Below are 24,150 nucleotides of genomic sequence, written 5' to 3'. Positions count from 1 at the left end.
TATATTCAATTAATTAATTAAAATTTTGGACATATAATGCAAGTAAATATTCCCCTAAAAAAAGTCGTTGATAACTCATATGATATTACTATAGACTCACTTCCTAAAACTTATTTTGATACAAAAATAGCAATCGTTACAAACCCAAAAGTTGCAGGTCTTCACCTGGCATATTTACTTAGCAAGATTAGTGCAAAAGAGCTCTACATAATAACAGTTCCAGATGGAGAAGAGTATAAAAATCAAGAGAGTATAAACACGATTTTAGAATCTCTTTTTAATCATCGTTTTAATCGTAAGTCAATGCTTATAGCATTTGGTGGTGGAGTAATAGGCGATATGACTGGTTATGCGGCTAGCATCTATCAAAGAGGAATAAATTTTATTCAAATACCTACAACACTTCTTTCTCAAGTAGATGCAAGTGTTGGAGGAAAGACAGGTATGAATAACTCTTATGGAAAAAACCTCATAGGAGCTTTTCATCAGCCAAAAGCTGTACTAATAGACCCTCACTTTTTAACAACACTTCCTCCTCGTGAGTTTGGCGCAGGTGTTGCAGAGATTGTTAAAATGGCAGTAACTTTCAACAAAGAGTTCTTTGAATTTTTACAAAGCGCTGATTTAAATGATCCTGAAGTGCTTCAAGAAGCTATAAAACAAGCTGTCCAAACAAAAGCGGATGTAGTTGCTAAAGATGAAAAAGAGCATGGTTTAAGAGCTGCTCTTAACTACGGACACACTTTTGGTCATGTTATAGAGAATGAGACAAAATACAAAGAATATCTTCATGGAGAAGCAGTAGCTATCGGTATGGTTATGGCAAATGAGACAGCTGTAAGTATGAATTTGATGAGTAAAGATGAGGCTTTAAGAGTTAAAAATTTATTAGAGAAGTACAATCTTCCTACATCATACAGTGTTCAAAACAGCAATAGTTTTTATGAGACATTCTTTTTAGATAAAAAAAGTTCAGACAGTGATATAACGTTTATCATTCCAGTTGGCATCGGTGATGTAAGTATCACAAACAGTGTAGATAAGCAGATCATTATCTCCGTATTAGATCATTTTGGAGATGCGTAAATGAAAAAAACACTACTCCTGTTTTCACTATTTGCATCTCTATTGTATGGAGAAGTAAAAGATAAGAATGCGACACTAAGTGAGAGTGAATTAATAAAGATTGCAGTTAAAAAAGAAAAACAAAGAACAAGTAAAATATCTGAATATCTTAAAACACTGCAACAACTTGAAGATGAGATATCAAAAGAGAAAGTTTGGACTAAAAGTTATGCTTCTTATTTGACTTCGCTTGATGTTAGAAACTCTCTGCAAAAGATAAAAGAACGTATAAAGTTCCTTCAGAAAAAAAGAAAAAAAACTTTGAGTCAACAAGATGAACTTAGTGCTTTGATTTCCAAAGAGAAGATTTTAGCTTCTCAGATTGAAAAACTAAAAGAGAAAGACAGTGCACCATTTTCAAAAATAATAACTCCTCCAATTATTGAAGATAAGCCTAGTATAACGAATCCATTTGATATATTTACGGGTATCTCTCTGATCAAAACACTTGATGCTGATTATAATGATTACATAAAAAGAAAAGACAAGTTGACAGAATTAATAGCTCTTTTAGAAAAAGAAAAGAATATCTATAAAGAGATTGCTATACTCGATATTGAAAAAGAATATGTAAAAGATTCAGAGATAAAAATCAAACAGTTAGAAAGATTTGAAACAGCACTGGAGACTATGGCTGTTACAGCAGAAGTTTATCAAAAAAGACTAGAGATTATAGAGATAAATATCAATAAAGATATTGAAGTACAGGTTATTAAACTAGCTAAAATCGGTGTAGTTGTTCTTGTAGTATTCGTCATCTTTTTTCTACTTAAACTATTTGTTAAAAAATACATCACAGATAACGAAAGATTTTATATGGCAAATAAGATCATTACATTTATAAATGTAACCCTTATTATTTTGATTATCTTTTTTAACTATATTGAAAATGCCAGCTACCTTGTAACCATTTTAGGTTTTGCGTCCGCGGGTATCGCTATTGCCATGAAAGACTGGTTTATGAGTATTCTTGGATGGCTTGTTATTGTTATCGGTGGAAGTATTCATGTTGGGGATAGAATCAGAGTAGATATGGATGGTATGAAGTACGTTGGGGACGTTATGGATATTTCACTGCTTCGTATGACAATACTTGAAGATATTACTTTGACATCAATTTTGAATAATAGAAGAGCAGGAAGAATTATTTTTGTTCCAAATAACTATGTATTTACAAATATGATAGCAAATTATACTCATAGCTCTTTAAAAACTGTATGGGATGGTGTTGCAATTACAATATCATTTGACTCAAATCATAAAAAAGCAATGCACCTTGCTAAGGAAGTTGTTAAAAAATACTCTAAGGGATATACAGATATTACAAGAAAGCAGTTAAATAAACTTAGAAATCAGTATAGTCTTAAGAATACGAATGTTGAGCCAAGAATCTTTTCATTTATTCAACCTAACGGTATATCGATAGATTCATGGTATTTGACAAACGCTTATGCGACACTAACACTTAGAAGTGTTATCTCTGTTGAGATTGTTGATGCATTTAATGCTGAAGATGATATAACGATTGCATACCCTACACAAAAGTTACATCTTCAAGATGAGAGAAAAGAGCCGCCTTTTGATACTAAAGAGGTTGTTTAAGTGAAGAAAAAAGTATACTTTAAGACATTTGGTTGCAGAACAAATCTTTATGATTCTCAAGTTATGATGAGTGCCTTAAAAGATTATGAGATTACACAGGATGAATCTCAAGCAGATGCTGTAGTAATAAACTCATGTACGGTTACAAATGGAGCTGACTCTCATGTTAGATCATATCTATCACACGTAGAAAAGACTATGAACGCAAAAGTTTTTTTAACTGGTTGTGGAGCACATACTAAGGGAGAGAGCCTTCTTGAATCGGGAAGAGTCCATGGTGTTTTCGGACAAAGCGAAAAGCTTAAGATAGACACTCTTCTATCTGCTGAAAAACCTTTTTATGATCCGGGTGATTTAAACCATATAGATGAAGCTGTAGTTGATGACTTTGTCGGTAAGAGCAGGGCATTTATAAAGATTCAAGAAGGTTGTAACTTTCGTTGTTCTTACTGCATTATTCCATTTGTTCGAGGTGATGCAAGAAGTATGGATGAGGGACGTATACTAGAGCAGATCAGTAGACTCGCTCTTAATGGTTTTGGAGAGTTTATTCTGACTGGCACAAATGTCGGTAGTTATGGGCAAAAGACCGGAAGCTCTGTAGCAAAACTAATGAAAAAGATCTCACAAATCCGTGGAGTTAGACGTATTAGACTTGGAAGTGTTGAGCCTATTCAAATCACTGATGAGTTTAAAGAGATTTTAGGAGAACCATGGCTTGAAAAGCATCTACATGTTGCACTTCAGCATACATCTGAAGAGATGCTAAAAATCATGAATAGAAGAAATGTTTATAAGCAAGATAGGGAACTTTTTGAGTTCTTAGCATCTAAAGGTTTTGCAATCGGGACTGATTTTATTACAGGTCATCCAGGAGAGACAGAAGAGCTTTGGAATGAAGCAATGAGAAATGTAAGAGATTTACCACTTACTCATCTACATGCTTTTACATATTCTAAGCGTGATGGGACTCCATCTGCGATTCTGAAACCAGAAGTGAATGGTAAAGTGTCAAAAGAACGTCTACATGAGCTAGAGGCTATTATAAAAGAGAAAAATTTAGGTTTTAGAAAGGCTTTTAGCGGTGAGCTTGAAGTTTTACTTGAGAGTCAAAAAGATTCGCTATTTATCGGACACGATCAGCACTTCAACAAGATAGTAGTCGAGTCAGATGAAGATCTGCTTGGTAACTGGGTGAATATTCAAAATTATGAAGTTAGAGGAGAATTTAATCATGCCAAACTCTAAAATGAACAGAATTTTATTATATGTTTCAGCATTTATAATTATTTCTTTAGTTCTATTTGCAATTCTTAGAGATAATGCATCTGATATTACTCTATATGATGCTCAAAAAATACTAGAAAACCATAGTGTAAAAAGTGTTACAGTTACAAAAGACTATGTCTATTTGAAAACTGACAATGAGTTTTATAAAATAGCTTCTTCTCAAGTGTCTCCAAAAATGTTTGTAAACTATAAAGTAGAAGTTGATTCTGGTTCTAGCGTGATTGTATATATATTATTCGGAGTTTTATTCCTTGGGCTTGGTACGCTTCTTCTTAGATGGTGGCAAAAACGCTCACCACTTTTAGAAGGTGGTGGAACTCAAGCTGCTTCAAGAGCAGATATAGCTCAAAATACTCCTGTTGAAGCTATAAAGAGTGATGTGAAGTTTAGCGATATTGGTGGAATAAGTGATGTAAAAATTGAACTTGAAGAGATAATTGACTTTATGAAGAATCCAAAACGTTATAAAAGTTTTGGAGCAAGAATGCCTCGTGGTGTACTTTTGGTAGGTCCTCCAGGAGTTGGTAAAACTATGATTGCAAAAGCTGTAGCACATGAAGCAGGCGTTCCTTTTTTCTATCAGAGTGGTGCTTCGTTTGTTCAAATATATGTTGGTATGGGTGCAAAGAGAGTGCATGAACTTTTCCATGCTGCTAAAAATAATGCACCATCTATAATTTTCATAGATGAGATAGATGCAGTTGGTAAAAAAAGAGATGGACAGAGAAATGACGAACGCGAAGCAACTCTAAATCAACTTCTTACGGAGATGGATGGCTTCGAGAGTCAAAGTGGAATCATCGTTATAGCTGCAACAAACAAGATAGATGTTCTTGACTCTGCACTTCTTCGTGCTGGCAGGTTTGATAGAAGAGTCTTTGTGGAACTACCTACAAAAAGAGAGAGAGCATCTATCTTAGAAAAATATCTTAATAATGTCCCTCATAAGTTAGATGTCATGGCAGTCGCAAATATGACAGTCGGCTTTAATGGAGCATCTCTTGCTGCTCTTGTAAATGAAGCTGCACTTTTAGCTCTTAGACAGAATGATTTTCAAGTAAATATAGAACATTTCCATCAGGTAAAAGACAAAGTAATGTTTGGTAAGAAAAAGCTTCAGATGCTAAGCGATAAGCAAAAAGAGTATAGAGTAACATATCAAGCTGCAAAAGCAATCACTGCTACTTACTTTGATCTTCCATTTGAGAAGCTAATGCTTTCAAATGAAAAATTAACACCAACTATAGATGAGCCACTGATAAAACATGAGTTAGAAGCGAGAGTGAAAATGCTTCTTGCCGGAATGGTTGCATCTGACATCAAGTATGGTGAACATGCAAGTAGTGCTAAAGTTGATTTAGATGAAGCAAAAGAGTTAGTTGATAAAATGCTTCAAGATTACGGTATGGGCTCATCTCTTATATCTGTTGATGAAGAAAATATAACTTTAATGAGTAGGTTATACAATGAAACAAAACTACTTTTAGAGTCAATGACTGATGCGATGCAAGCAGTAGAAGATGTTTTAAATGAAAGAGAAAGCATCACAAAAACTGATGTAAAAAAAGAGATAGATGCAGTTCTTTAGCGGTTTTTCACTTCAAAACGAGAGTTATCTTTTTGATGAGTATTTAAACAGATCTGAATACTCTGTAGTCGGTTTTAGTTATGGTGCTATTAAAGCATTTAACTATGCAAAAGAGCAGTTGGAGTCTGGAAAGAGAATAGATACGTTGCAACTGATATCCCCGGCATTTTTTCAAAGACATGCAGTTAAATTTAAAAAACTACAGCTACTAGCCTATACTAAAAATGAGTTGACTTATATGAACCAGTTCATGAATTCATGTTTTGATCCGTATGAAAAGAAGATTGTAGAACATAAAAAAACTACTAAAGAAGAGCTAGCAGAACTACTCAACTATGAATGGAATTTACAAGAGTTACAAGAGCTTGTAGACAAGGGTATAAAGTTAGAAGTATATCTTGGTGAAAAAGATAAGATAATAGATGTAGCAGGAGCTAAAGAGTTCTTTTTGCAAGTAGCAACGGTTACATACATTAAAGAAGCAAACCATTTTTTGCAAATAAACTAATATAAAAAGAAATGAAGGAATAAAATATGAGCGAAATAAAAATAGGTGTAATAACAGCAAGCGACAGAGCAAGTAAAGGAATATATGAAGATATATCAGGTGTAGCAATTCAAGATACTATGAAAGATTATTTAACTAGTGAATTTGAGATAGTTTATAGATGTATACCTGATGAACAGGACATTATTGAAGAGACTATGAAAGAGCTTTGTGATGAGGCAGGATGTTGTTTAGTCGTAACAACTGGCGGAACGGGTCCAGCTCTTCGTGATGTGACTCCTGAGGCTACAGAGAATGTTTGTGAAAAAATGATGCCAGGCTTTGGAGAACTTATGCGTCAGGTTAGTCTACAGTATGTACCAACTGCGATTCTTTCACGTCAAACGGCAGGAATAAGAGGCAAGTCTCTTATTATCAACTTACCTGGAAAACCAAAATCAATCCGTGAATGTCTAGATGCAGTCTTTCCAGCTGTTCCATATTGTATTGATTTGATAGAAGGTCCATTTATTGAGACGAATGAGGATGTTATTAAAGCATTCAGACCTAAGGCTAAGTAAGATATATGACTCTCTTTTATATTGAGAGTCTTATCCCTACAGGACAGTGATCTGATCCTTCAATGTACTCTAGTATAAAAGCATCTTCCAGGTTTTCAGCCAAATCTTCCGATATAAAGAAATAGTCTATTCTCCAGCCAACGTTTTTTAGTCTTGCAGACGAGCGATAAGACCACCAACTGTATCTGTCAATCTCATCACCATTCACATATCTGAAAGTGTCTATATATCCATGATTTAAAAGCTTATCTATCCACTCTCTCTCAATAGGTAAAAAGCCTGATGTTTTAGAGTTCGCTTTAGGGTTCTTTAGGTCTATCTCTTTGTGAGCAGTATTAACATCTCCGCAGATAATGATAGATTTTCCATCTTCTCTCAACGTCTCACAATAGGTTAAAAAATCATCATAGAACTTCATTTTGTAGGCTAGCCTCTCTTCATCTTTTTGACCGTTTGGAAAGTATACGTTAAAAAGAACTATATCATCATAGTGAGTCTCGACTATTCTACCCTCGCTCATAGTGTCAATATCCATACAAGTAGAGTTGTAGTCATTTTTCATAGTGCTCCAAGTCATAGTCCCGCTATACCCTTTTTTTGTAGCAGAGTTTACGATGATGTCTTGATACTCTTTTTCAAACATATCTTTTGGTATTTGATCTTCTAGAGCTTTTATCTCTTGCAGGCATAATATGTCCGGTTGACGTTCATCAATCCATTTTAGAGCTTCTTTGTTCGCAACAGCACGAACACCATTAACATTCCATGAGATTATTTCTATTGAGTTTGACATATTATGGATTCCATTTGTGAGATGTATATATTACCAAGAAGGTTTTGGCAATTTGTTAGTGTAACCGAAGGAACTGAGTTCCTTCGGTTAGTTATATGAAATTAACTTTAGATACGTGGTGTTGTAAACCTAGTTCTTCTGAAGAACAACCAAGTGCAAGACCAATCATTTGCTGCATATGAAGAACCGGTAGTTTAACTTCACGACCAATTGCTTCAGAAGCATGATGTGTTTGTGTATCAAGCTTTAAGTGACATAGTGGACATGGTGTTACCATCCAGTCAGCATTACCATCCATTGCACCGGCAATAGCATTACCAGTTAAAATAGAAGCAGTTTTTGGAGCTTGTAGTTCTACGTGAAAACCACAACACTTGTTTTTCTCTTCATAGTCAACTGTATTGCCACCACACGCAATGATTAAATCATCAAGTGAAGTAGGGCGATAAGCGCTTTCTTTAGTCTTCTTGAACTCATTATGAAGCTCTGATGGACGAATATTGTGACAACCATAAAATGGTGCAATATTGAACTGGCTTAAAGGAGTTGTTACCATCTCTGCAATCTTATCAAGACCGATATCTTCAATGATTGCATATAAGAAGTGAATGATCTCAGAAGTACCTTTGTACTCTAAACCAACTTCTGCAAGCTTTTCATTCACTCTAGCTTTAAGGTCAGCATTATTATCAAGACGATGCTTAGTCATTGCTGTATTTAATTGACATGTATTACAGATTGTCACCATAGTAAGCTCGTGCTTCTCAGCATAAGCAATATTTCTAGCATTTAAAACAAGAGATAAAAAATCATCATAGTCTTGTAGGTGAGAAGCACCACAACATGAAGCTTCTGTAAGCTCTACAAGCTCAATATTTAGTTTTTCTGCTATTGCTAGAGTTGACATCATCTGTTCTGGAGTACTTTGTTTAGCTGTACAACCAGTAAAAAGTGCATATTTTAATTTTTTCATATTTTTACTCCTAGAACTTTGCAGTTGATGATGACTTGATTAGTTTTTGTATCTCATCAAGATTATCAGATTTTGGCATATTCCAAGGCATAACGATTTTACCTTTTCTAAACATCTGTAGTGCTACAGGAATATGTTTAACGATTCCAGGGCCTTCTGAATAAAGAACTAATCCACCTTCATCAAGCATACCATGCTTAGCAATAGAATTCTTGAAACCAACTGCATGACGAGTAGCTACATTTGAAGTTGCAACTCCTTCTTTAAACAGCATCTGGTGAAGCTTAGTGATTTTATCAATAGGATTAACATCTTTAGGACAAACTTCTGCACATTCAAAACATTTAACACAGTCCCAAAGACCTTGACCTTCTTCGTGTAAGTCTAAAAGTCTTTCTGTGTGTGCGTCATCACGAACATCAGCTTCAAAACGATAAGCTTTAGCAAATGCAGCAGGACCAAAGAAATCTTCGTTAACTTCAACAACAGGGCAAGCATAGTGACAAGCACCACATTGAATACATAAATCAGCTTCATTTAACTCTTCTGCTTCTTCTGGTGTTACTATATGCTCATGTTCTGGATGTTCTTCAACATCAGAGATAAGATATGGGTGGATAGCGTCATGCTTCTCCCAGAAATCACCTTTATCTATAATCATATCTTTAACTGCACGCTTGATGCTTAATGGCTCAATTGTAAGTTCACTACCAAAAAGTTCAACCATATCTGTCATACTCTCTTTACAAGCAAGAGTTGAACGACCATTAACCTTAATAGCACATGCACCACATATACCGTGACGACAACTACGACGGTAAGAAAAACTACCATCATGGTCCCATTTAATTCTATTTAATATATCTAAAACAACTTCTTCAGAAGTTACTTCCATATTATAATCTTCATAATATGGAAGGTAGTCTTCATCAGCATTAAAACGAAATACTTTGAAGTTTACTTTTTGTGTAGTTATGTTATCTGTACTCATAAGTTCTCCTTAGTATGTTCTTGCTTTTAGTTCATGTTTTCCAAGAGTAACATCCATATAATCTAGTGTGATGTCACCTTTTTCATCCATGTAAGCCATAGTGTGTTTTAAAAAGTTTTCATCATCACGAGAATCAAAATCTTCTCTATAGTGAGCACCACGACTCTCATTTCTTGCAACAGCACTCTCAACTATGAATGCAGAGTAATCAATCATATGCCCAAACTCTATAGCTTCTTGAAGCTCAGTATTGAATACTTTTGATTTGTCTTTAATACGTATGTTCTTAAATCTAGCACGAAGTTCTTTAACTTTTGCAATTGCAATGTCTAAAGTCTCTTTCGTTCTAAATGCACCTGCATTATCTGTCATACATTGTTGAAGTTCTTCTCTAAGACCAGGAACAGTTTCATCTCCATTGTTAGTTAAAACAAAGTCGATTTCAGCTAATGCAGTTTTTGCATCTTCCTCAGTTGCCGGACGAAGCTCAATGTTGTCAATTTCTTCAACCATTGTCTTACCAACAAAGCGACCAAATAGTAGAGCTTCAAGAACTGAGTTAGCACCAAGACGGTTTGCGCCATGAACTGATACACATGAACACTCACCTGCAGCATAGAAGCCTTCTATCGTCTCATCGTTATTCTTACGAACATTTCCAGCTATATTAACCGGAATACCACCCATAGAGTAGTGTGCAGTTGCAGAGATTAATATTGGCTCTTTAATCATGTCTAGACCTAAGAATGTGATAGCAAGATCACGAAGCTCAGGAAGTCTTTCCATAATAATATCTTTTCCAAGGTGAGTTACATCGATATAAACTGCATCTTTTCTTGGTCCAACACCGCGACCTTCTCTGATCTCATTTAAAATTGCACGAGATACAACATCACGAGATGCTAGTTCCATAGCATTTGGAGCATATTTCTCCATAAATCTTTCACCCTCAGAGTTTAAAAGGCGACCACCTTCACCACGAGCAGCTTCAGATATTAAAACACCGTTTCCAGATAATCCAGATGGGTGAAACTGTACAAATTCCATATCTTCTAAAGGAAGACCATGGCGAGCAACAATAGATAGACCGTCACCAGTATTTGCATGAGCGTTAGAGTTGATCTTGTATGAACGAGCATATCCACCAGTTGCAAACATTACTGATTTTGCATTAAAGATAACAGTTTGCATATCACGAATATTAAAGGCAACAATTCCGCTAACTTTACCATCTTTGTATATTAAGTCAGCTGCGTACCATTCATCCCAAAACTTAACACCGGCGCGGTGAGCTTGTTCATAAATAGTCTGTAGTAGAGTTAAGCCTGTTCTGTCTTTTGCATAACATGCACGAGGAGAAGATTGACCACCAAAAGGTCTTTGAGCAATCTTTCCATCTGGAGTACGGCTAAATGCTGCACCCATTCTTTCTGCCCAACGAATAGTTTCTGGAGCTTTTTGACACATGAACTCTACGGCATCTTGATCTGCCAAATAATCAGAACCTTTTACCGTATCAAACTCGTGTAACTCAATACTGTCTTCATCACTAAATGCTGCATTAACACCACCTTGAGCTGCCCCCGAGTGGCTTCTTAATGGGTGTAGCTTTGTAATAACAGCAACTTTTTTTCCTGCATTTTGCAATTCTCTTGCTGCGGCACAGCCTGCTAGACCAGCACCAACAACAATTGCATCGTAAGTATAAATAGGAATACTCATTAGCTTTCCTTCGTTAAAGATATAAAAATAATGTTGATTATATCGCGATAAGCCTTTGGCAATGTTAAATGTGAGGTTTGAAATAAGGAAGTTTGAGATTGTTACTATTTAGGACATATATAATTAATTAAAATAAATATGGTAACTTTTAGTAACAGATGTTTTAGAGTTCATGCTCCGCTAAATCTCTGATTTGTGAAATTGTATTTTTACCTTTTTTCTTAGCGTGTTGTAAAACTTCTTTAGCTTGTCTTAGAGATTCATCTAAAGACTGGTTATTTGGTTTAATAATAAAACCACCACTTACAGTAATTGTTATAGAGTCTCCACCAGGTGCTTTAAATTTGATCTCTGAAATACTTTGACGTATAATATCAATATCTTTAAAAGATTGCTCCTTAGAAGCTCTTGATAAAATAACAGTGAACTGATTATAATCTGTTCTAGCTATAACATCAGTTGCTTGTTCATGAAGAGAAATAGTAAAAGCAACTTTTTTTAGTATAGCTTGCGTGAATTCCTGTGAAAATGCTCTATTTTGTTTAGAAAAATTATCAATTTCAAAGATAGTAACTGAAGTAAAATTACTATCTTTCATACCTTTTTTATTACTGTAAGAACTTAGCATTCCCTTATGATTATTAATCTGTGTGACAGGGTCTAGCATAGCTGGGTTGTCTGTTACTACAGGTTTTCTATTCATCCTAAGTTTAATCGCGTCTGCTTCTTCGGAAAAGATTACATAATCTTTTTTGTCTTTATCAATTGCGTAGAGATGCAGAACATCTGTATAAATAGAATTTAATCTTCTTCTGTACCAAAATGTAGTTATTAAGGTGAGTATAAATGAAAAGATAGTTATCTTCTCAAGTATGTGAAATTTATCTTCATTGTATGAAATATTTTTAATAATCATAGAGTCTAAAAATGTATTTATAGAGTGAAAAGCATTTTTTAGTTCTTGATTCTTTTCTTCAGCATTTTCAAGATTATTTATGTAATATTGATGAGCTGATTTATTGAAATTGGTAGTAAGTGTAGATAAATTGTCCAAATCAGATAGATATTCTTCGGAGTTTCCTAGTAAAAACTTCCCAGTGTAGTCATACTTGTTTAGATTACGAAGTTTTTCAATCTCGTGATGTAGTTGAGTACTTTTACCATTAAATTGGATTAGAGCCAGCTCTATGTCTTTTTTTTGCAAATTTGCTAAACTCTTGATAATATCTTTTTGATTTTTAAGATTATTTATCTTTAAATATGAACTGTTTTGTTCTAGAACTAAAAGTGTCACAAGTCCAAGGGTTAATGTTATGATGATTAAAAGCGTAGAAAGATTATTGAAAATTTTATTTATAGAATGTTTCATGTTATTTTTCCTAAAAATGATATAATTATAAGTATTTTATATTTATAGCCTTTAATCCCTACTTAAAGGTAATTTTAAAGAAGTTTGTTTGAATTTAGAAAATTATTTTATATCTCAATTTAATAGTAATCGTATTGGTGACGATGGTGCTTTGATTGGTGATCAAGTTTACTCTAAAGATGCATTCTTCGAGAATGTGCATTTTAAGACTAAATGGATGAGTCACTATCAAATAGCTGTAAAGTCTATGATGATTAATATATCAGATGCAGTCTCAATGAATGCAAAACCAATATATGCCCTTTTAAGTGTGGCTATGCCAAAAGATATTTCAAAGCAGCAGATGCGAGAGTTAGCATCTGGCTTCAAAGATACAGCGGCAAAGTATGGGATTGAGATTATTGGTGGAGACACTATTAGTAATATTAAATTAGACATAACCATAACTATAATTTCACATACAAAGAGACCATTACAGCGAAGTGGATTAAGGCATGGCTACATGGTGGCTTATACTGGTGAATTGGGCAGAAGTAAAAAAGATTTACAACGTCTTTTGAGTCTTGGTAAAATACATAGTAAGTCAAAATTTATTGATATAAAATTTAGAGATAAGTTTGTAGATAACTGTAGTAGATTTTTGAGTTCAGGTATGGATATTTCAGATGGTCTTTTTAGTGATTTAGATAAACTTGCATCTTTAAACAGAGTAGGCTTTAAATTTAGCAAGAAGATTTCAAAAACTATAGCCTGTAGTGGTGAAGAGTATGAGATGTTAGTAGCCTTTGACAAGAGAAATGCAAAAGCACTTATAAGAAGAGCTGCGCAAGCCAGAACACCGCTGAATATTTTTGCAACAAGTGCAAGAGTTAAATATACTTCCAGATGCAAAGCGCATCATTTTTAAAGGCATATAAACATATGGATAGATTCTATTCGCTAGATCATACTAGCATCGATTTTCATTTTAAACAGACTCCTAGAGACTTTGTTGTTGAAGAAATACCTCTTTATGAATTTTCAGGAGAAGGGGAACATCTAATTCTTTTTGTAAGAAAGAAGAATCTAACTACTTCTGAATTAGTGGGAATACTCGCTAGATATCTTGGCATTAAAAATAGAGATATAGGTTATGCTGGCTTAAAAGACAAGCATGCAATGACAAAGCAGTATATTTCTATTCATAAACAACATGAAGATATGTTGGAGAATTTTGAACATGAAAATGTAAAAATTATCTCAAAAACTTACCATAATAATAAGATACGAATAGGGCACTTGAAAGGTAATAGATTTTTTATTAAAGTTAAAAAAGTCAACCCTACAAGTGCTGTAAAAATAGATGAAGCTCTTAAAAATATCACTAAATTCGGTATGCCAAACTTTTTTGGATATCAAAGATTTGGAAATGACGGTGATAACCATATTTTAGGTGAAAAACTTGCTAAAGGTGAAGCTAGAGAGCGTAACCCAAGAGTAAAGAAATTACTTATAAATGCTTACCAGAGTCACCTTTTTAACTTATGGCTTAGTAGAAGATTAGAAATAAACAGATTGGTAAATAATTTTGAGCCCTCAGAGCTTGAATCAATTTTAAATATGCCAAATAATGAACTCACAAAACTAAAAGCTCAGAAGCATCCATTTAAGCTCATAGAAGGTGATGTAATGGAACATTACCCATACGGCAAGCTATTTGATTTTGAAGAAAGCCAGGAAGATTTAAATAGATTTAACGATAGAGGTATCTCTCCAACAGGTCTTTTGTGCGGTAAAAAAGTCAAAGTTGCTTCGGGAATAGCAAGAGATATAGAAAAAGATTTCGATGATGAGATAAATGCAGATGGTGCAAGAAGATACGCATGGGTTTTCCCAGAGGATATTGAGGGACGGTTTAAACCTGTTGAAGCACAGTATGAGATGAACTTTACACTTCCAAAAGGCTCATATGCAACGGTTCTTTTAGAAGAGATAGCAAAAAGAAAAATTAACGAATAGGATATAAGCATAAATGAGTAAACATATAACATCAGCGATTTCACAAAACTTTGGAAAATTTGCAAATAAAGAGTTCCCAAAATGGTTTCAAAAAATAGTTAATAGCTCTTATGTAGGTTTAATGGGTCTAGACATGAGTGAGTTTCACGCTCCTAGCACATACAGAAGTTTAAATGCTCTTTTTACAAGAAAGTTGAGAGAAGATAGAAAGTACTCTTTAGATGCTGAAGCATTTATTTCACCATGTGACTCTTTGATATCAGAGTGTGGTACATTGCAAGAAGACTACGCACTGCAAATCAAAGGTATGAGATACTCAAGTGATGAGCTTCTTGGTGAGTCATTTAGTTCTGATGAAAAGAAGATTATTCATGATGGAGAGTTTGTAAACTTTTACCTTTCTCCAAAAGATTATCACCGTTATCATATACCTACAAATCTAAAAGTTTTAAGAGCTGTACATATTCCTGGTAAACTCTACCCAGTAAATTTTCCATCATTAAGAAAGAGACTTAACCTTTTTATAGAAAATGAAAGAGTTGTTCTGCTGTGTGAAAATGCCTCTGGTAAGAAGTTTTATATGGTACTTGTCGGTGCTTTAAATGTTGGTGTGATGCAAGTTGCATTTGAACCAAAAATAAAAACAAATGCAGATGCACAAACATCAACTGTATATGAGTATAAAGATTTGTACTTAAATAAAGGTGATGATTTTGGATGTTTTGAGATGGGTTCTACAATAGTTATACTTGCTCAAAAAGGTATGTTGGAACTTGAAGACTTAGTTGGTAAAGATGTTAAGTATGGAGAAACTATAGCTAAAAATGTATAAAACACAAGAGGAAAAGCAAAAGTATATTGACAAGCTTTTTAAAGATAGAGCGCTGTTTGAGTGGGAAGTTCTTCATGTCTCTTCTCACTATGACAGGCTTGAGATTATGGAAATACTAGCGCAGACTCTTGTTCGGGGTAAACTAAAGTATGAAATCAACTTTTTATATTTAAAAAACTATAGTGATTTTAAATTTACACAGATAGTAAATATTATTTTTCATGAAATAGCAAATGAGTGGATTAGTTTTGCAACTGAAGTTTTGTACTATCCAAAAAAAGAAGCTGTAGCGGAGCTTCAGGATAAGGCAAGAGTAAAATTTATACATGCTATTGCTAAAGGTTACTATGAAAAATATAAACGACAGATCTTTGAGGAGATAGCTGATACATTTATCGAACTGGTCTCAAATGTTAAGCAAGATAAAGAAGTCGCTCATCTTATACAAGAAACCCTACAGAGTGATTTAATTAAAAATAGACAAATACTTGAGATGCATAATTTTTCTCAACTATATAGTCGCATTAAGGCTGCTCAAAATAATAAAAACTCTGATATAACTACTGCTAAGATGAAAGTTTTTGAGATAAGAGGAAAGTATACTAATCCTACAATAGATACAGATGAGAAGCAGAGGCTGCATAGTTTACTTGATAAAGCAGATAAAGAGCTGAGTAAGCTAAAGCATCTAGGACTAGATAAATTTGATCCTGGTGTTAAAAGATTAAAAGATACAATGGTTCAATCTATGATAGGAATGACCCACCTTTCTTAGTATTTACAACTTGTAACTTCACAAGTAGTTTTCCATCTTTTTCAAACACATCAAGAGCTGTATCAATTGGAGACTTCTGCTTTTTTAGGCTTCCTTGAACAGAATGAAGTACATGTGAAAATGTTTGAAACATAGGTGTTATGATATGGTCTATATGATCTTTTTTAAGTAGCTCGGCTAATGCATCTATAGCACAATAATATACACTTTTATTGATAGAACGTTGAACTAAATAGTCATGCATTATATTTATATTATTTTGTAGTATCTTTTTATTTTCTTCGTTTAAAATACTGTTTTCTTCTGCTCTTTGAAGGTTATGCTCAATCTCTTCTTCTATATTGTGATTTTCTTGTTCCATCAGTGCTTTGATATTTGGACACTGCTTTTTTAATTCATTATATAGTTCTTCTGAAGATAGACGCTGAGTGTGAGCCTGATAGTTATATGTTTTATCTTCAAAATAATCGTGATCTAGTGCTTTTAAGAGCTGAACAACAATATTTAGATATACATACTTATCTTCTTTGTTATTGTCAAACTCTATGCCTGTATGTGAGATTATCGGTTTTGGGCCAACATATTTCAACTCCATAATATTTCCCTCATTATTAGTTTATATTACATCGGCTTTTGTATCTAAACGTTAAATCTAAAGTGCATTACATCGCCGTCTTGTACGATGTACTCTTTACCTTCTAGTCTCATTTTACCTGCTTCTTTAGCTTTGCCTTCTCCACCACACTCTATGTAGTCGTTGTAAGATATAACTTCTGCGCGGATGAAACCCTTTTCAAAGTCGTTGTGAATAGCTGCTGCAGCTCTTGGAGCAGTTGAATTTTTTCTGATAGTCCAAGCACGAACCTCTTTAACACCAGCAGTAAAGTAGCTCATAAGTCCAAGTTTATCAAAACCTTTGTGTATGATCTGCTCCAGTCCTGATTCTTCAACACCAAGGTCTGTTAAAAATTCTTGTGCTTCATCATCCTCAAGACCAATCAGCTCTTCTTCAACTTTTGCACAAAGCTTGATAAGTTCACAGTTGTTTTTATCTGCATGTTCTTTTAGAGCTATTACGTATTCATTGTCCTCTAAAAGACCATCTTCATCAGTGTTGGCACCATACATAATCTCTTTTTGAGTTAAAAACCTAACTTCATTGTTTAGTTGTTGGTACGTATCGCTATCTACATCTTTGAAGTTTCTAGCTAAGTTGCCATCACCTAAAAACTCCATAAGCTCTTCTGCCATATCTAAAGCAGCTTTAGCGCTTTTATCTGCCTTAGCTTGTTTCTTAAGTCTATCAATACGATTAGAAAGTACTTCAATGTCAGCAAGGATAAGTTCACCTTCGATGATTTCAACATCACGAAGTGGGTCGATACTTCCTTCGTTGTGAACAATGTTTTCATCATCAAAACACCTAACGATTTGTAGAATAACTTCTGTCTCGCGTATATTAGATAAAAACTTATTTCCAAGACCTTCGCCTTTAGAAGCACCCTTAACCAGACCTGCAATATCAACAAAGTCTAATGTTGAGTATTGGATTCTTTCAGGGTTAACAATTTTAGCTAGCTCTGCCAGTCTTTTATCTGGAACTGGAACCACTGCTTTATTTGGTTCAATAGTACAAAACGGGTAGTTTGCAGCTTCTGCGTTTTGTGCTTTTGTTAATGCATTGAATGTTGTTGATTTACCTACGTTTGGAAGTCCTACTAGACCTATACTTAATCCCATTTGTACCCTTTATAATGCTTATAAAATAATTGTGTAATATTATCTAAATTATACTTGGTTTATTTGTAAAGAGTAAATTATTATATTTGATTTTGAGGCTGGGCTAAGTAAAATCCTTGAGTACGATCAATACTTAAATCTTTTATCTTTTTGTAAACTGCTTCATTGTGTACAAACTCTGCTACAGTTAATATATTTAGTCTCTGTGCAAAATCAACTATAGTCTCAACAACTATTTGAGCATTTATGTCATGGTCAATATTTTTTATGAGAGTACCATCTATTTTTATGTAGTCAATTTTTAATTGAAGAAGATGCTCAAAGTTAGAGTAGCCAGAGCCAAAATCGTCTATAGCTATTCTACAACCAAGCGCTTTCATCTCATTTGTGAAAATTGCCACATCTTCGTAGTTCTCAATACCTTCAGATTCTAGAATCTCAAATATGATTTTTTTAGAAACATTATGCTCTTTTATCTTTTGCTTAATATACTCAACAGTACTTTTATTTAAAATATCTTCAACTGATAGGTTCACAGAAAAATCACAATTAATATTTTCAAAATATTTACAACTTTTCTCAATCATAATTTTTGTCAATTCACCATATAGTCTACTTTTTTTAGCAATTGTTAAAAATTTATATGGACTAATTATATTTTCATTCTCATCAATCAGACGTATTAAGCACTCGTAACTTGCAATTTTATCTGACTTATTGTCATATATAGCCTGAAAGTGTGGAACTATCTTATCATTAGCTATAGCTATTTTAAGATTTTTTACCCACTCAATATTATCTTTATATTGCTCTTCTATATTTAACTTTTCATCATAAAGTAAAAAAGACTCCTGTCGTTTCTTTGCTGATTTTAGAGCTATATCTGCTTTTTCTAAGACATTTTCTATTTGATAAGAGCCACCTACGGTAACTCTAATGGACAGCTCATTGTTTTCATAGAAAAATATCATTTTTTCAACATCTGAAACCAATTTTTTAGCTATTTCAATAAACTCTTCTGCAGATGGTTTTTTTGTAAAAAAAAGAGCAAATTCATCACCTGAGAGTCTACTTATAGTCAAATCTTGTTGCTTATTAAACATGCTGTTAAGTTTATATGCAAAACTTTTCAATATATCATCGCCTGCCATTTGTCCAAAAAAGTCATTTATTTCTTTGAAATCATCTATGTTAATAATAAGAAGTGCTCCATCATTACTGCTGATGATATCATTAAGCAGACTATGTCTGTTTGGTAATTTTGTAAGTGTATCAGTATATAGTTGTTTACGTAGCTCTAATGTTTTTTCATTTACTTTTTCTTCAAGATATTGGTTTATATTTTTTTGCTTATCTGAGTATTGAGATATTTTTTTCTGCATATCATTTAGAGCTTTTGAAATAAGTCCAATCTCATTATTTTGAGATACATATGGAATTTCTATCTCTTGATCTGGAGAATATTTTTTTAATGATTTTACAATCTTTCTAAGCGGTAATAAAAGTTTTTTTACATATAAACTAAAAAGTGTAAAAATAATACTAAAAACAATGAACATTATTAGTAGTATTTTGGAATATTGAGCTATTAGTTCTTTGTAGTTTTTATTTGAATAAGTTATAATTAAGGAACCGAGTACATTTCTAGAGTTTGGTTGATGTATAACTTGCTCTATGATAAAGGATTCCTCCGTATTGCTAGCATACTCTGATGATATAATCTCATTAATAACTTTGTTATTTTTTAAAACTTTAACGGCTAGTATATTTGGATTTTCTAGAAGTTGACTTAATACTTGATCATTTCGATCCTTCATATCAAGGTAGATATTTATGGCGATTAAAGGTTCTATAGTCCTAGCAACAAGATTTGCTTTTTCCATCTCTATGCTATAAAAGGCTTTTTTATTTACTCTTTCAAACACAGTGAAGATAATTAAAACACTAAGAATGGAGATAATCATGATAAGTAGTACGATTTTGCTGGAGAGAGATTTCGTTTTTTTTATTTTCATAGCAAAAAAACCTCCATCAAATTTCAAGTTGCAGAACTATATTTTCTAGAAGCTATTTTAACATATAAATATCAAAGTTGAGAGACAATTATAAATTATTTTTGTCTATAAACCTCACCATTTGCAGTAAAGAATCAACAAAGTCTATTTTTGTTTTATTCAAGTCTTCTTTATTTAAATAAAGAACCGTTGTTTTTTCTAGCATTAGAGAAAAAAGTAATCCTTTTTTTAGATTTTGTATGTCGTATGAAAAAGATATTACACCATTTTCTTTCGCAATTCTGGCAACTTTATTTATGTGTGTATCTGAGTTTAGAGTGTAAATAGCAGATGATTTTGTATCATTTGATAAATCAGAAAATTCAACTAGGTTTATTTTATATGGATATTTATCAAAATATCCATCATAATTTTTGTCTATAAATTTACTTATTTCTTGCGCTGTATGAAGATCACTTTTATCATAAGTTATAGTATAAACTATTTTTCCATCAATGAGTTTATTCTTCAGTTTTTTGTCAAGGAGCATAATCTTTGGAAAAATAGAGGCTTGCGCTTTTAGCAGGATGTCATTATAACTATATCCATAAGCTATATTAACTAAGATTAGGAATAAGAAGATTGTTTTTTTCATTTAGAATTTCTTCGTTAGAGCGATAAGGAAGTTTCTACCCTCTTGCTCATAATCTTCCGAGTATGTTTTTGGAGGAGATGGATATTTAACTGTCGCATCAAATATATTTTTTAGACTAAGTGCTATTGTATAGTTATACTTTTTATTTTTGTAGTTAAGAGAAGTGTCTAGAGTAGAATATGCTTCTAATGTGTCTCTTGTATCACCAGATACTCTCTCTTTTGAACCAATATACTTTGCAAGACCGCTAAGTGATAATGAATTGCTTATATTGTATATATAGTAACCTTTAGCTAAATGGTTTGCAACATTAGGTAGAGACTCACTCTTATCTTCATCTTTTATATAAGAAGTTCCTCTAACATAGGCATAATTAAAGTAGAGTTGATCTGAAGATGTCAGATTGCCTTTATATTCAAATTCAAAACCATAGATATCTGTGTCTACAACATTCCTATATGTAGGATCTGCTGCAGTATTATATATTTGGTCTTTATTCATTAGGTAAAAAACATTTGTTTGCAGGTATGCATCGCTAGAGAATTTTTTAATATATGCGACTTCAAAAGCATCTACTTTCTCAGAATCTAATTCAGTATTGCCAACTCTGGCCAAGTTGTTCATTGTATACATCTCTTGCCACGAAGCATCCCTGTGAGAACGGCTATATATAGCTTTAAAAATGTTATCAGTGCTATGTTGATATACCATGGAGATTCTAGGTTCAATACCTGCTGTTTTATATGTGTTTTCCTCATAGTTAAAGCCATAAATAAAACTAAAACTATTACTGTATTGAAACTCATCTTGTAGAGATAAAACTATAGTATTGCGCTTAGCATTTTTATCAAAAAATGGCAATGTGTTTGTATAGTCTACAAGAACTGCATCTCCAGTTGCTCTGTTTGAGAGTTTAGAAGTCATATCAATTGTTTCTTCATTTGTGAAACGATATCCTGCAGTAATAAGATGCTTTTTAATACCCTTATACTTAATATATGAAGATTGATATAATTCTCTTTGCGCAGCGAAGTGCTCACTATATACACCGTTAGGAAAAAGGGTAGGACCGGATAGTATTGTGTTGTCAGGAGCCAGCTTAGATTTAGAGTCAAAAGCATTATATTTAATGCCTGCTTTTATATCAACAGTAAAGTTGTTAATATCTTTGTTATATCCAAGTTCAAGATAATAATTTGGAAGTTTTACTCTATCATCATCTTGTGGTAAAGCAAGGTTTACACCATATGCACTACCTTGAGTGCGATCATGCAGTCTCGCTTTAACAGATATATCTTTATATTTTATGTTTAAACCAAGAGAATATTCTTTGAGCCACACTGGAGCATCGCCTGTTTGAGAACGTGGTATATTTACAGCACCTAGTGCTCCTTGTGAAAGACCATCTGGACCGGCATACAGCTTTTTGTCATCCTGCTGGTAGTAAAAGTCTGTAAACACTTTTAAGTCTTCACTTTTGAAGTTTTTTATAAATCCACCCATCATATAGTCATATGAACCATATTTAAAAACTAGCTTATCATTGTTTTCAAAGTCTTTAAAGTCTTCGGCATACGTTACAACATGGATAGAACCTGCATAAGCATTTACACCATCAGTTTTACTTCCAGGTCCTCTTGTGACTTCGATACGCTTGATCATCTCTATAGGAAATGATAGATATTCAAAATAAGCATCAAAAAATACACTATTTACCAGTACATCATCAATAAAAAGTTTTGATTGACCATAGGCAAGAGGATTTGATCCTCTAAAAACAGGTGTCTGATTGTTGAAGTTATCTGTAGCCATATCAACACCTGGCACCAAGACTAGAGCTTCTTTTAGGTTGGAAACTCCTAATTTTTCTAACTCTTCACCTTGAAATACGGAGACTATATATGGCTGGTAATGCTCATTTTGTTTAGTAACGGTTGCAACCTTACTAAAATGTGCCATTTCACTAGAGATAGAATCGAGTAAAGCATCTGTTTGAGCATTTAAGCCAGTTAAGCTAATAAGTGGAAACAAAAGAAAGCTAATCTTAGGTAGCTTATTTAAAATACTATTTTTTATGACGGTTCTCCTATCGTTTTATCAAGTTCTGGATTATCAGCAGCAAGCTGTTTTGTATATAATATACATGGATGACGTAGGCCAAAATATTTATGTTTCTGTTCTTCGCCAATTGTGACGTAATTCAATTTATAAATTTTTAGTAATCTTAAAAAGTTTGATTCTAGTGAGCCATAGGTATACTCAATATCCAATTGGATCATTTTGATATAAATTAATTTGATTAGACTATGTATTATGCATTTTGTTGTTTTTAATTTTCTATGTTTAGAATCTATGAATATTCTAGACATCTCGCCAAGTTTTTCTCTTTGAAAGGAACTGTTGTCTGTTTTCATATAGTTTTCTGTAGGATATCCAAGTGGCGAGCTATGTATTAATCTAACGGTTGCACAAATATGACCATGTTTGTCTAAGGCAACAAAATGGACTGAATATTGGTCATATTTGTCTTGTTCTTTCTCTTCTTTTAAATTTAGATTTTGTAAATACTCAGGATATATGTCAAGAAGAATTTTGTATCTGAATTCAAATACTTTTTCCAATAAGTCATCGTCTTTCACTTCTAAAAATTTAAAATCCAAGCTGCCCCTTTACGATAATCTATAAATCAATTATGACAATATTACTATATATACTAACTAAAAGAGTTTAGAATGGCTCCTAAAAGTATCTAAGAAAATTAATTAGTATCAAAATAACCCAGTTATAATGTAAATAGAGTTATATTGAATTTATTTAAGTTCTTTATAGTGTTTACAAGCAGTGGATATACCACCATCGCAAGCTTTTTTAAACAGTATCTTAGCTGTGGCTTTATTTTCTTTAACGCCGTGACCTTCAAGATATAATACTCCTAGATTAAAACAGCCATAGTTTAGTCCACCATCACAAGCTTTGCTGAATAAGTTCTTAGCTTGTATGTATTCTTTTTTACCTCTTACATGTATATTCCCAAGTTCATAACACGCAGACAAATTATCAGCTTTACAGGATTTTGTAAAATATTCTTTAGATTTTTCAAAATGTTGAGTTACAATCTGTCCATCTTTATATATATTTCCCAAGTTGTAACAGGCTTTACTATTTCCGGCGCTACAAGCTTTATCATAGAAGTTGATTCCTTCTTTATAATCCCGTTTAACTCCATAGCCACGTAGATGCATTATTGCTATATTATAACAACTGCTATCCACTCCAGCATCACATGATTTTGAAAAGGATTTCATAGCTTTAGGATAGTCTTGTTTGACTTTTTTCCCACTATACAACATAAGTCCTAAGTTGTGACAAGATTTAATATCACCATCAATACATGCTTTATCCCATAGAACCATTGCATCTTCGAAGTTGCCTTCATTGTATTCATAGATTCCATCAGCAAAATCAGCCTGAAGATTTAAACTAAGTAAAAATATTAGCCCTAGCAGTAACTTTTTCATAACATTCTCCTCTTCATATTAAATATAACAACACATACGAAATATTATAACAAAAAAAAACTTCAAAGAAAAATGTGATATAAACGTGATTTTATTATAGATATAGTAAAATAAATG

At 33.1% G+C, this 24,150-nt stretch carries 22 protein-coding genes; 10 read left to right on the top strand and 12 right to left on the bottom strand.

All coding sequences use genetic code 11. From position 1 onward, the window contains the following. Positions 1-36 precede the first annotated feature (36 nt). The 6 genes from aroB to mog are packed head-to-tail and all read left to right on the top strand — an operon-like array spanning position 37 to position 6,673. Positions 37-1,086, top strand: coding sequence for a 3-dehydroquinate synthase (aroB, locus tag ABZC13_RS08700; RefSeq protein WP_373002491.1), 1,050 nt, complete (start codon positions 37-39; stop codon positions 1,084-1,086). Next, positions 1,087-2,727, top strand: coding sequence for a mechanosensitive ion channel domain-containing protein (locus ABZC13_RS08695; RefSeq protein WP_373002489.1), 1,641 nt, complete (start codon positions 1,087-1,089; stop codon positions 2,725-2,727). Next, positions 2,728-3,975 (top strand): tRNA (N(6)-L-threonylcarbamoyladenosine(37)-C(2))-methylthiotransferase MtaB, encoded by a 1,248-nt coding sequence (gene mtaB, locus ABZC13_RS08690; RefSeq protein WP_373002487.1) that lies wholly within the window; start codon positions 2,728-2,730, stop codon positions 3,973-3,975. Continuing rightward, positions 3,962-5,605 (top strand): AAA family ATPase, encoded by a 1,644-nt coding sequence (locus ABZC13_RS08685; RefSeq protein WP_373002485.1) that lies wholly within the window; start codon positions 3,962-3,964, stop codon positions 5,603-5,605. Before mtaB ends, ABZC13_RS08685 begins: the two co-directional genes overlap by 14 nt. Continuing rightward, the gene (gene bioV / locus ABZC13_RS08680) at positions 5,592-6,113 is read left to right on the top strand and encodes a pimelyl-ACP methyl ester esterase BioV (protein ID WP_373002483.1); all 522 of its coding nucleotides are present in this window, start codon (positions 5,592-5,594) and stop codon (positions 6,111-6,113) included. The genes ABZC13_RS08685 and bioV overlap by 14 nt, the downstream gene beginning before the upstream one ends. Before the next feature lie 26 nt (positions 6,114-6,139). Then, positions 6,140-6,673: a molybdopterin adenylyltransferase gene (gene mog / locus ABZC13_RS08675; protein ID WP_373002481.1), complete on the top strand. Its 534-nt coding sequence runs from the start codon at positions 6,140-6,142 to the stop codon at positions 6,671-6,673. Positions 6,674-6,689: 16 nt separating this feature from the next. On the opposite strand, the gene ABZC13_RS08670 is transcribed toward mog, so the two are convergent. The 5 genes from ABZC13_RS08670 to ABZC13_RS08650 form a co-directional block, all read right to left on the bottom strand. Further along, positions 6,690-7,466 carry an exodeoxyribonuclease III gene (locus ABZC13_RS08670; protein WP_373002479.1) on the bottom strand — a complete coding sequence of 259 codons (777 nt, stop codon included), beginning with the start codon at positions 7,464-7,466 and terminating at the stop codon, positions 6,690-6,692. A gap of 91 nt (positions 7,467-7,557) precedes the next feature. Beyond that, positions 7,558-8,439 carry a CoB--CoM heterodisulfide reductase iron-sulfur subunit B family protein gene (locus tag ABZC13_RS08665; RefSeq protein WP_373002477.1) on the bottom strand — a complete coding sequence of 294 codons (882 nt, stop codon included), beginning with the start codon at positions 8,437-8,439 and terminating at the stop codon, positions 7,558-7,560. Positions 8,440-8,449: 10 nt separating this feature from the next. Beyond that, entirely contained in the window at positions 8,450-9,430 is a 981-nt protein-coding gene (locus tag ABZC13_RS08660; protein WP_373002475.1) for a succinate dehydrogenase/fumarate reductase iron-sulfur subunit, read from the bottom strand. A 9-nt stretch (positions 9,431-9,439) separates the two neighbouring features. Continuing rightward, complete coding sequence (sdhA, locus tag ABZC13_RS08655) at positions 9,440-11,152, bottom strand: succinate dehydrogenase flavoprotein subunit (protein WP_373002473.1); 1,713 nt, start codon at positions 11,150-11,152, stop codon at positions 9,440-9,442. A gap of 163 nt (positions 11,153-11,315) precedes the next feature. Next, positions 11,316-12,521, bottom strand: coding sequence for a GGDEF domain-containing protein (locus ABZC13_RS08650; RefSeq protein ID WP_373002471.1), 1,206 nt, complete (start codon positions 12,519-12,521; stop codon positions 11,316-11,318). An 88-nt stretch (positions 12,522-12,609) separates the two neighbouring features. Here ABZC13_RS08650 and ABZC13_RS08645 point away from each other — a divergent pair, with 88 nt between their 5' ends. Genes ABZC13_RS08645 through ABZC13_RS08630 form a run of 4 tightly spaced genes read left to right on the top strand, consistent with a single transcriptional unit; the run spans position 12,610 to position 16,126 of the window. After that, the gene (locus tag ABZC13_RS08645; RefSeq protein ID WP_373002469.1) at positions 12,610-13,428 is read left to right on the top strand and encodes a thiamine-phosphate kinase; all 819 of its coding nucleotides are present in this window, start codon (positions 12,610-12,612) and stop codon (positions 13,426-13,428) included. 14 nt (positions 13,429-13,442) lie between these two features. Further along, complete coding sequence (gene truD / locus ABZC13_RS08640) at positions 13,443-14,519, top strand: tRNA pseudouridine(13) synthase TruD (protein WP_373002467.1); 1,077 nt, start codon at positions 13,443-13,445, stop codon at positions 14,517-14,519. A 13-nt stretch (positions 14,520-14,532) separates the two neighbouring features. Beyond that, a complete protein-coding gene (locus ABZC13_RS08635) occupies positions 14,533-15,351 on the top strand; it encodes a phosphatidylserine decarboxylase (RefSeq protein WP_373002465.1) in 819 nt (272 codons plus the stop codon). Beyond that, the gene (locus tag ABZC13_RS08630) at positions 15,344-16,126 is read left to right on the top strand and encodes a hypothetical protein (protein WP_373002463.1); all 783 of its coding nucleotides are present in this window, start codon (positions 15,344-15,346) and stop codon (positions 16,124-16,126) included. Before ABZC13_RS08635 ends, ABZC13_RS08630 begins: the two co-directional genes overlap by 8 nt. Here the strand turns inward: ABZC13_RS08630 and ABZC13_RS08625 are convergent. The 7 genes from ABZC13_RS08625 to ABZC13_RS08595 form a co-directional block, all read right to left on the bottom strand. Further along, positions 16,098-16,721, bottom strand: a complete 624-nt coding sequence (locus tag ABZC13_RS08625; RefSeq protein ID WP_373002461.1) for a hypothetical protein — start codon at positions 16,719-16,721, stop codon at positions 16,098-16,100. The two genes, ABZC13_RS08630 and ABZC13_RS08625, sit on opposite strands and share 29 nt — an antisense overlap. Positions 16,722-16,765: 44 nt before the next feature. Further along, positions 16,766-17,866 carry a redox-regulated ATPase YchF gene (gene ychF / locus ABZC13_RS08620; protein WP_373002459.1) on the bottom strand — a complete coding sequence of 367 codons (1,101 nt, stop codon included), beginning with the start codon at positions 17,864-17,866 and terminating at the stop codon, positions 16,766-16,768. An 80-nt stretch (positions 17,867-17,946) separates the two neighbouring features. Further along, on the bottom strand, positions 17,947-19,881 hold the full coding sequence (locus ABZC13_RS08615; RefSeq protein ID WP_373002457.1) for an EAL domain-containing protein: 1,935 nt from the start codon (positions 19,879-19,881) through the stop codon (positions 17,947-17,949). A gap of 88 nt (positions 19,882-19,969) precedes the next feature. Continuing rightward, a complete protein-coding gene (locus ABZC13_RS08610) occupies positions 19,970-20,515 on the bottom strand; it encodes a hypothetical protein (protein WP_373002455.1) in 546 nt (181 codons plus the stop codon). Further along, positions 20,516-22,546, bottom strand: a complete 2,031-nt coding sequence (locus ABZC13_RS08605; RefSeq protein ID WP_373002453.1) for a TonB-dependent receptor plug domain-containing protein — start codon at positions 22,544-22,546, stop codon at positions 20,516-20,518. 41 nt (positions 22,547-22,587) lie between these two features. Continuing rightward, positions 22,588-23,175 carry a GNAT family N-acyltransferase gene (locus ABZC13_RS08600; protein ID WP_373002451.1) on the bottom strand — a complete coding sequence of 196 codons (588 nt, stop codon included), beginning with the start codon at positions 23,173-23,175 and terminating at the stop codon, positions 22,588-22,590. A gap of 150 nt (positions 23,176-23,325) precedes the next feature. Continuing rightward, entirely contained in the window at positions 23,326-24,033 is a 708-nt protein-coding gene (locus ABZC13_RS08595) for a tetratricopeptide repeat protein (protein WP_373002449.1), read from the bottom strand. Positions 24,034-24,150: the final 117 nt, after the last annotated feature.

Origin of the sequence: Sulfurimonas sp., assembly GCF_041563035.1 — a bacterium.
GTDB lineage: Bacteria > Campylobacterota > Campylobacteria > Campylobacterales > Sulfurimonadaceae > Sulfurimonas.
This window is presented reverse-complemented; position numbering and strand designations above follow the sequence as displayed.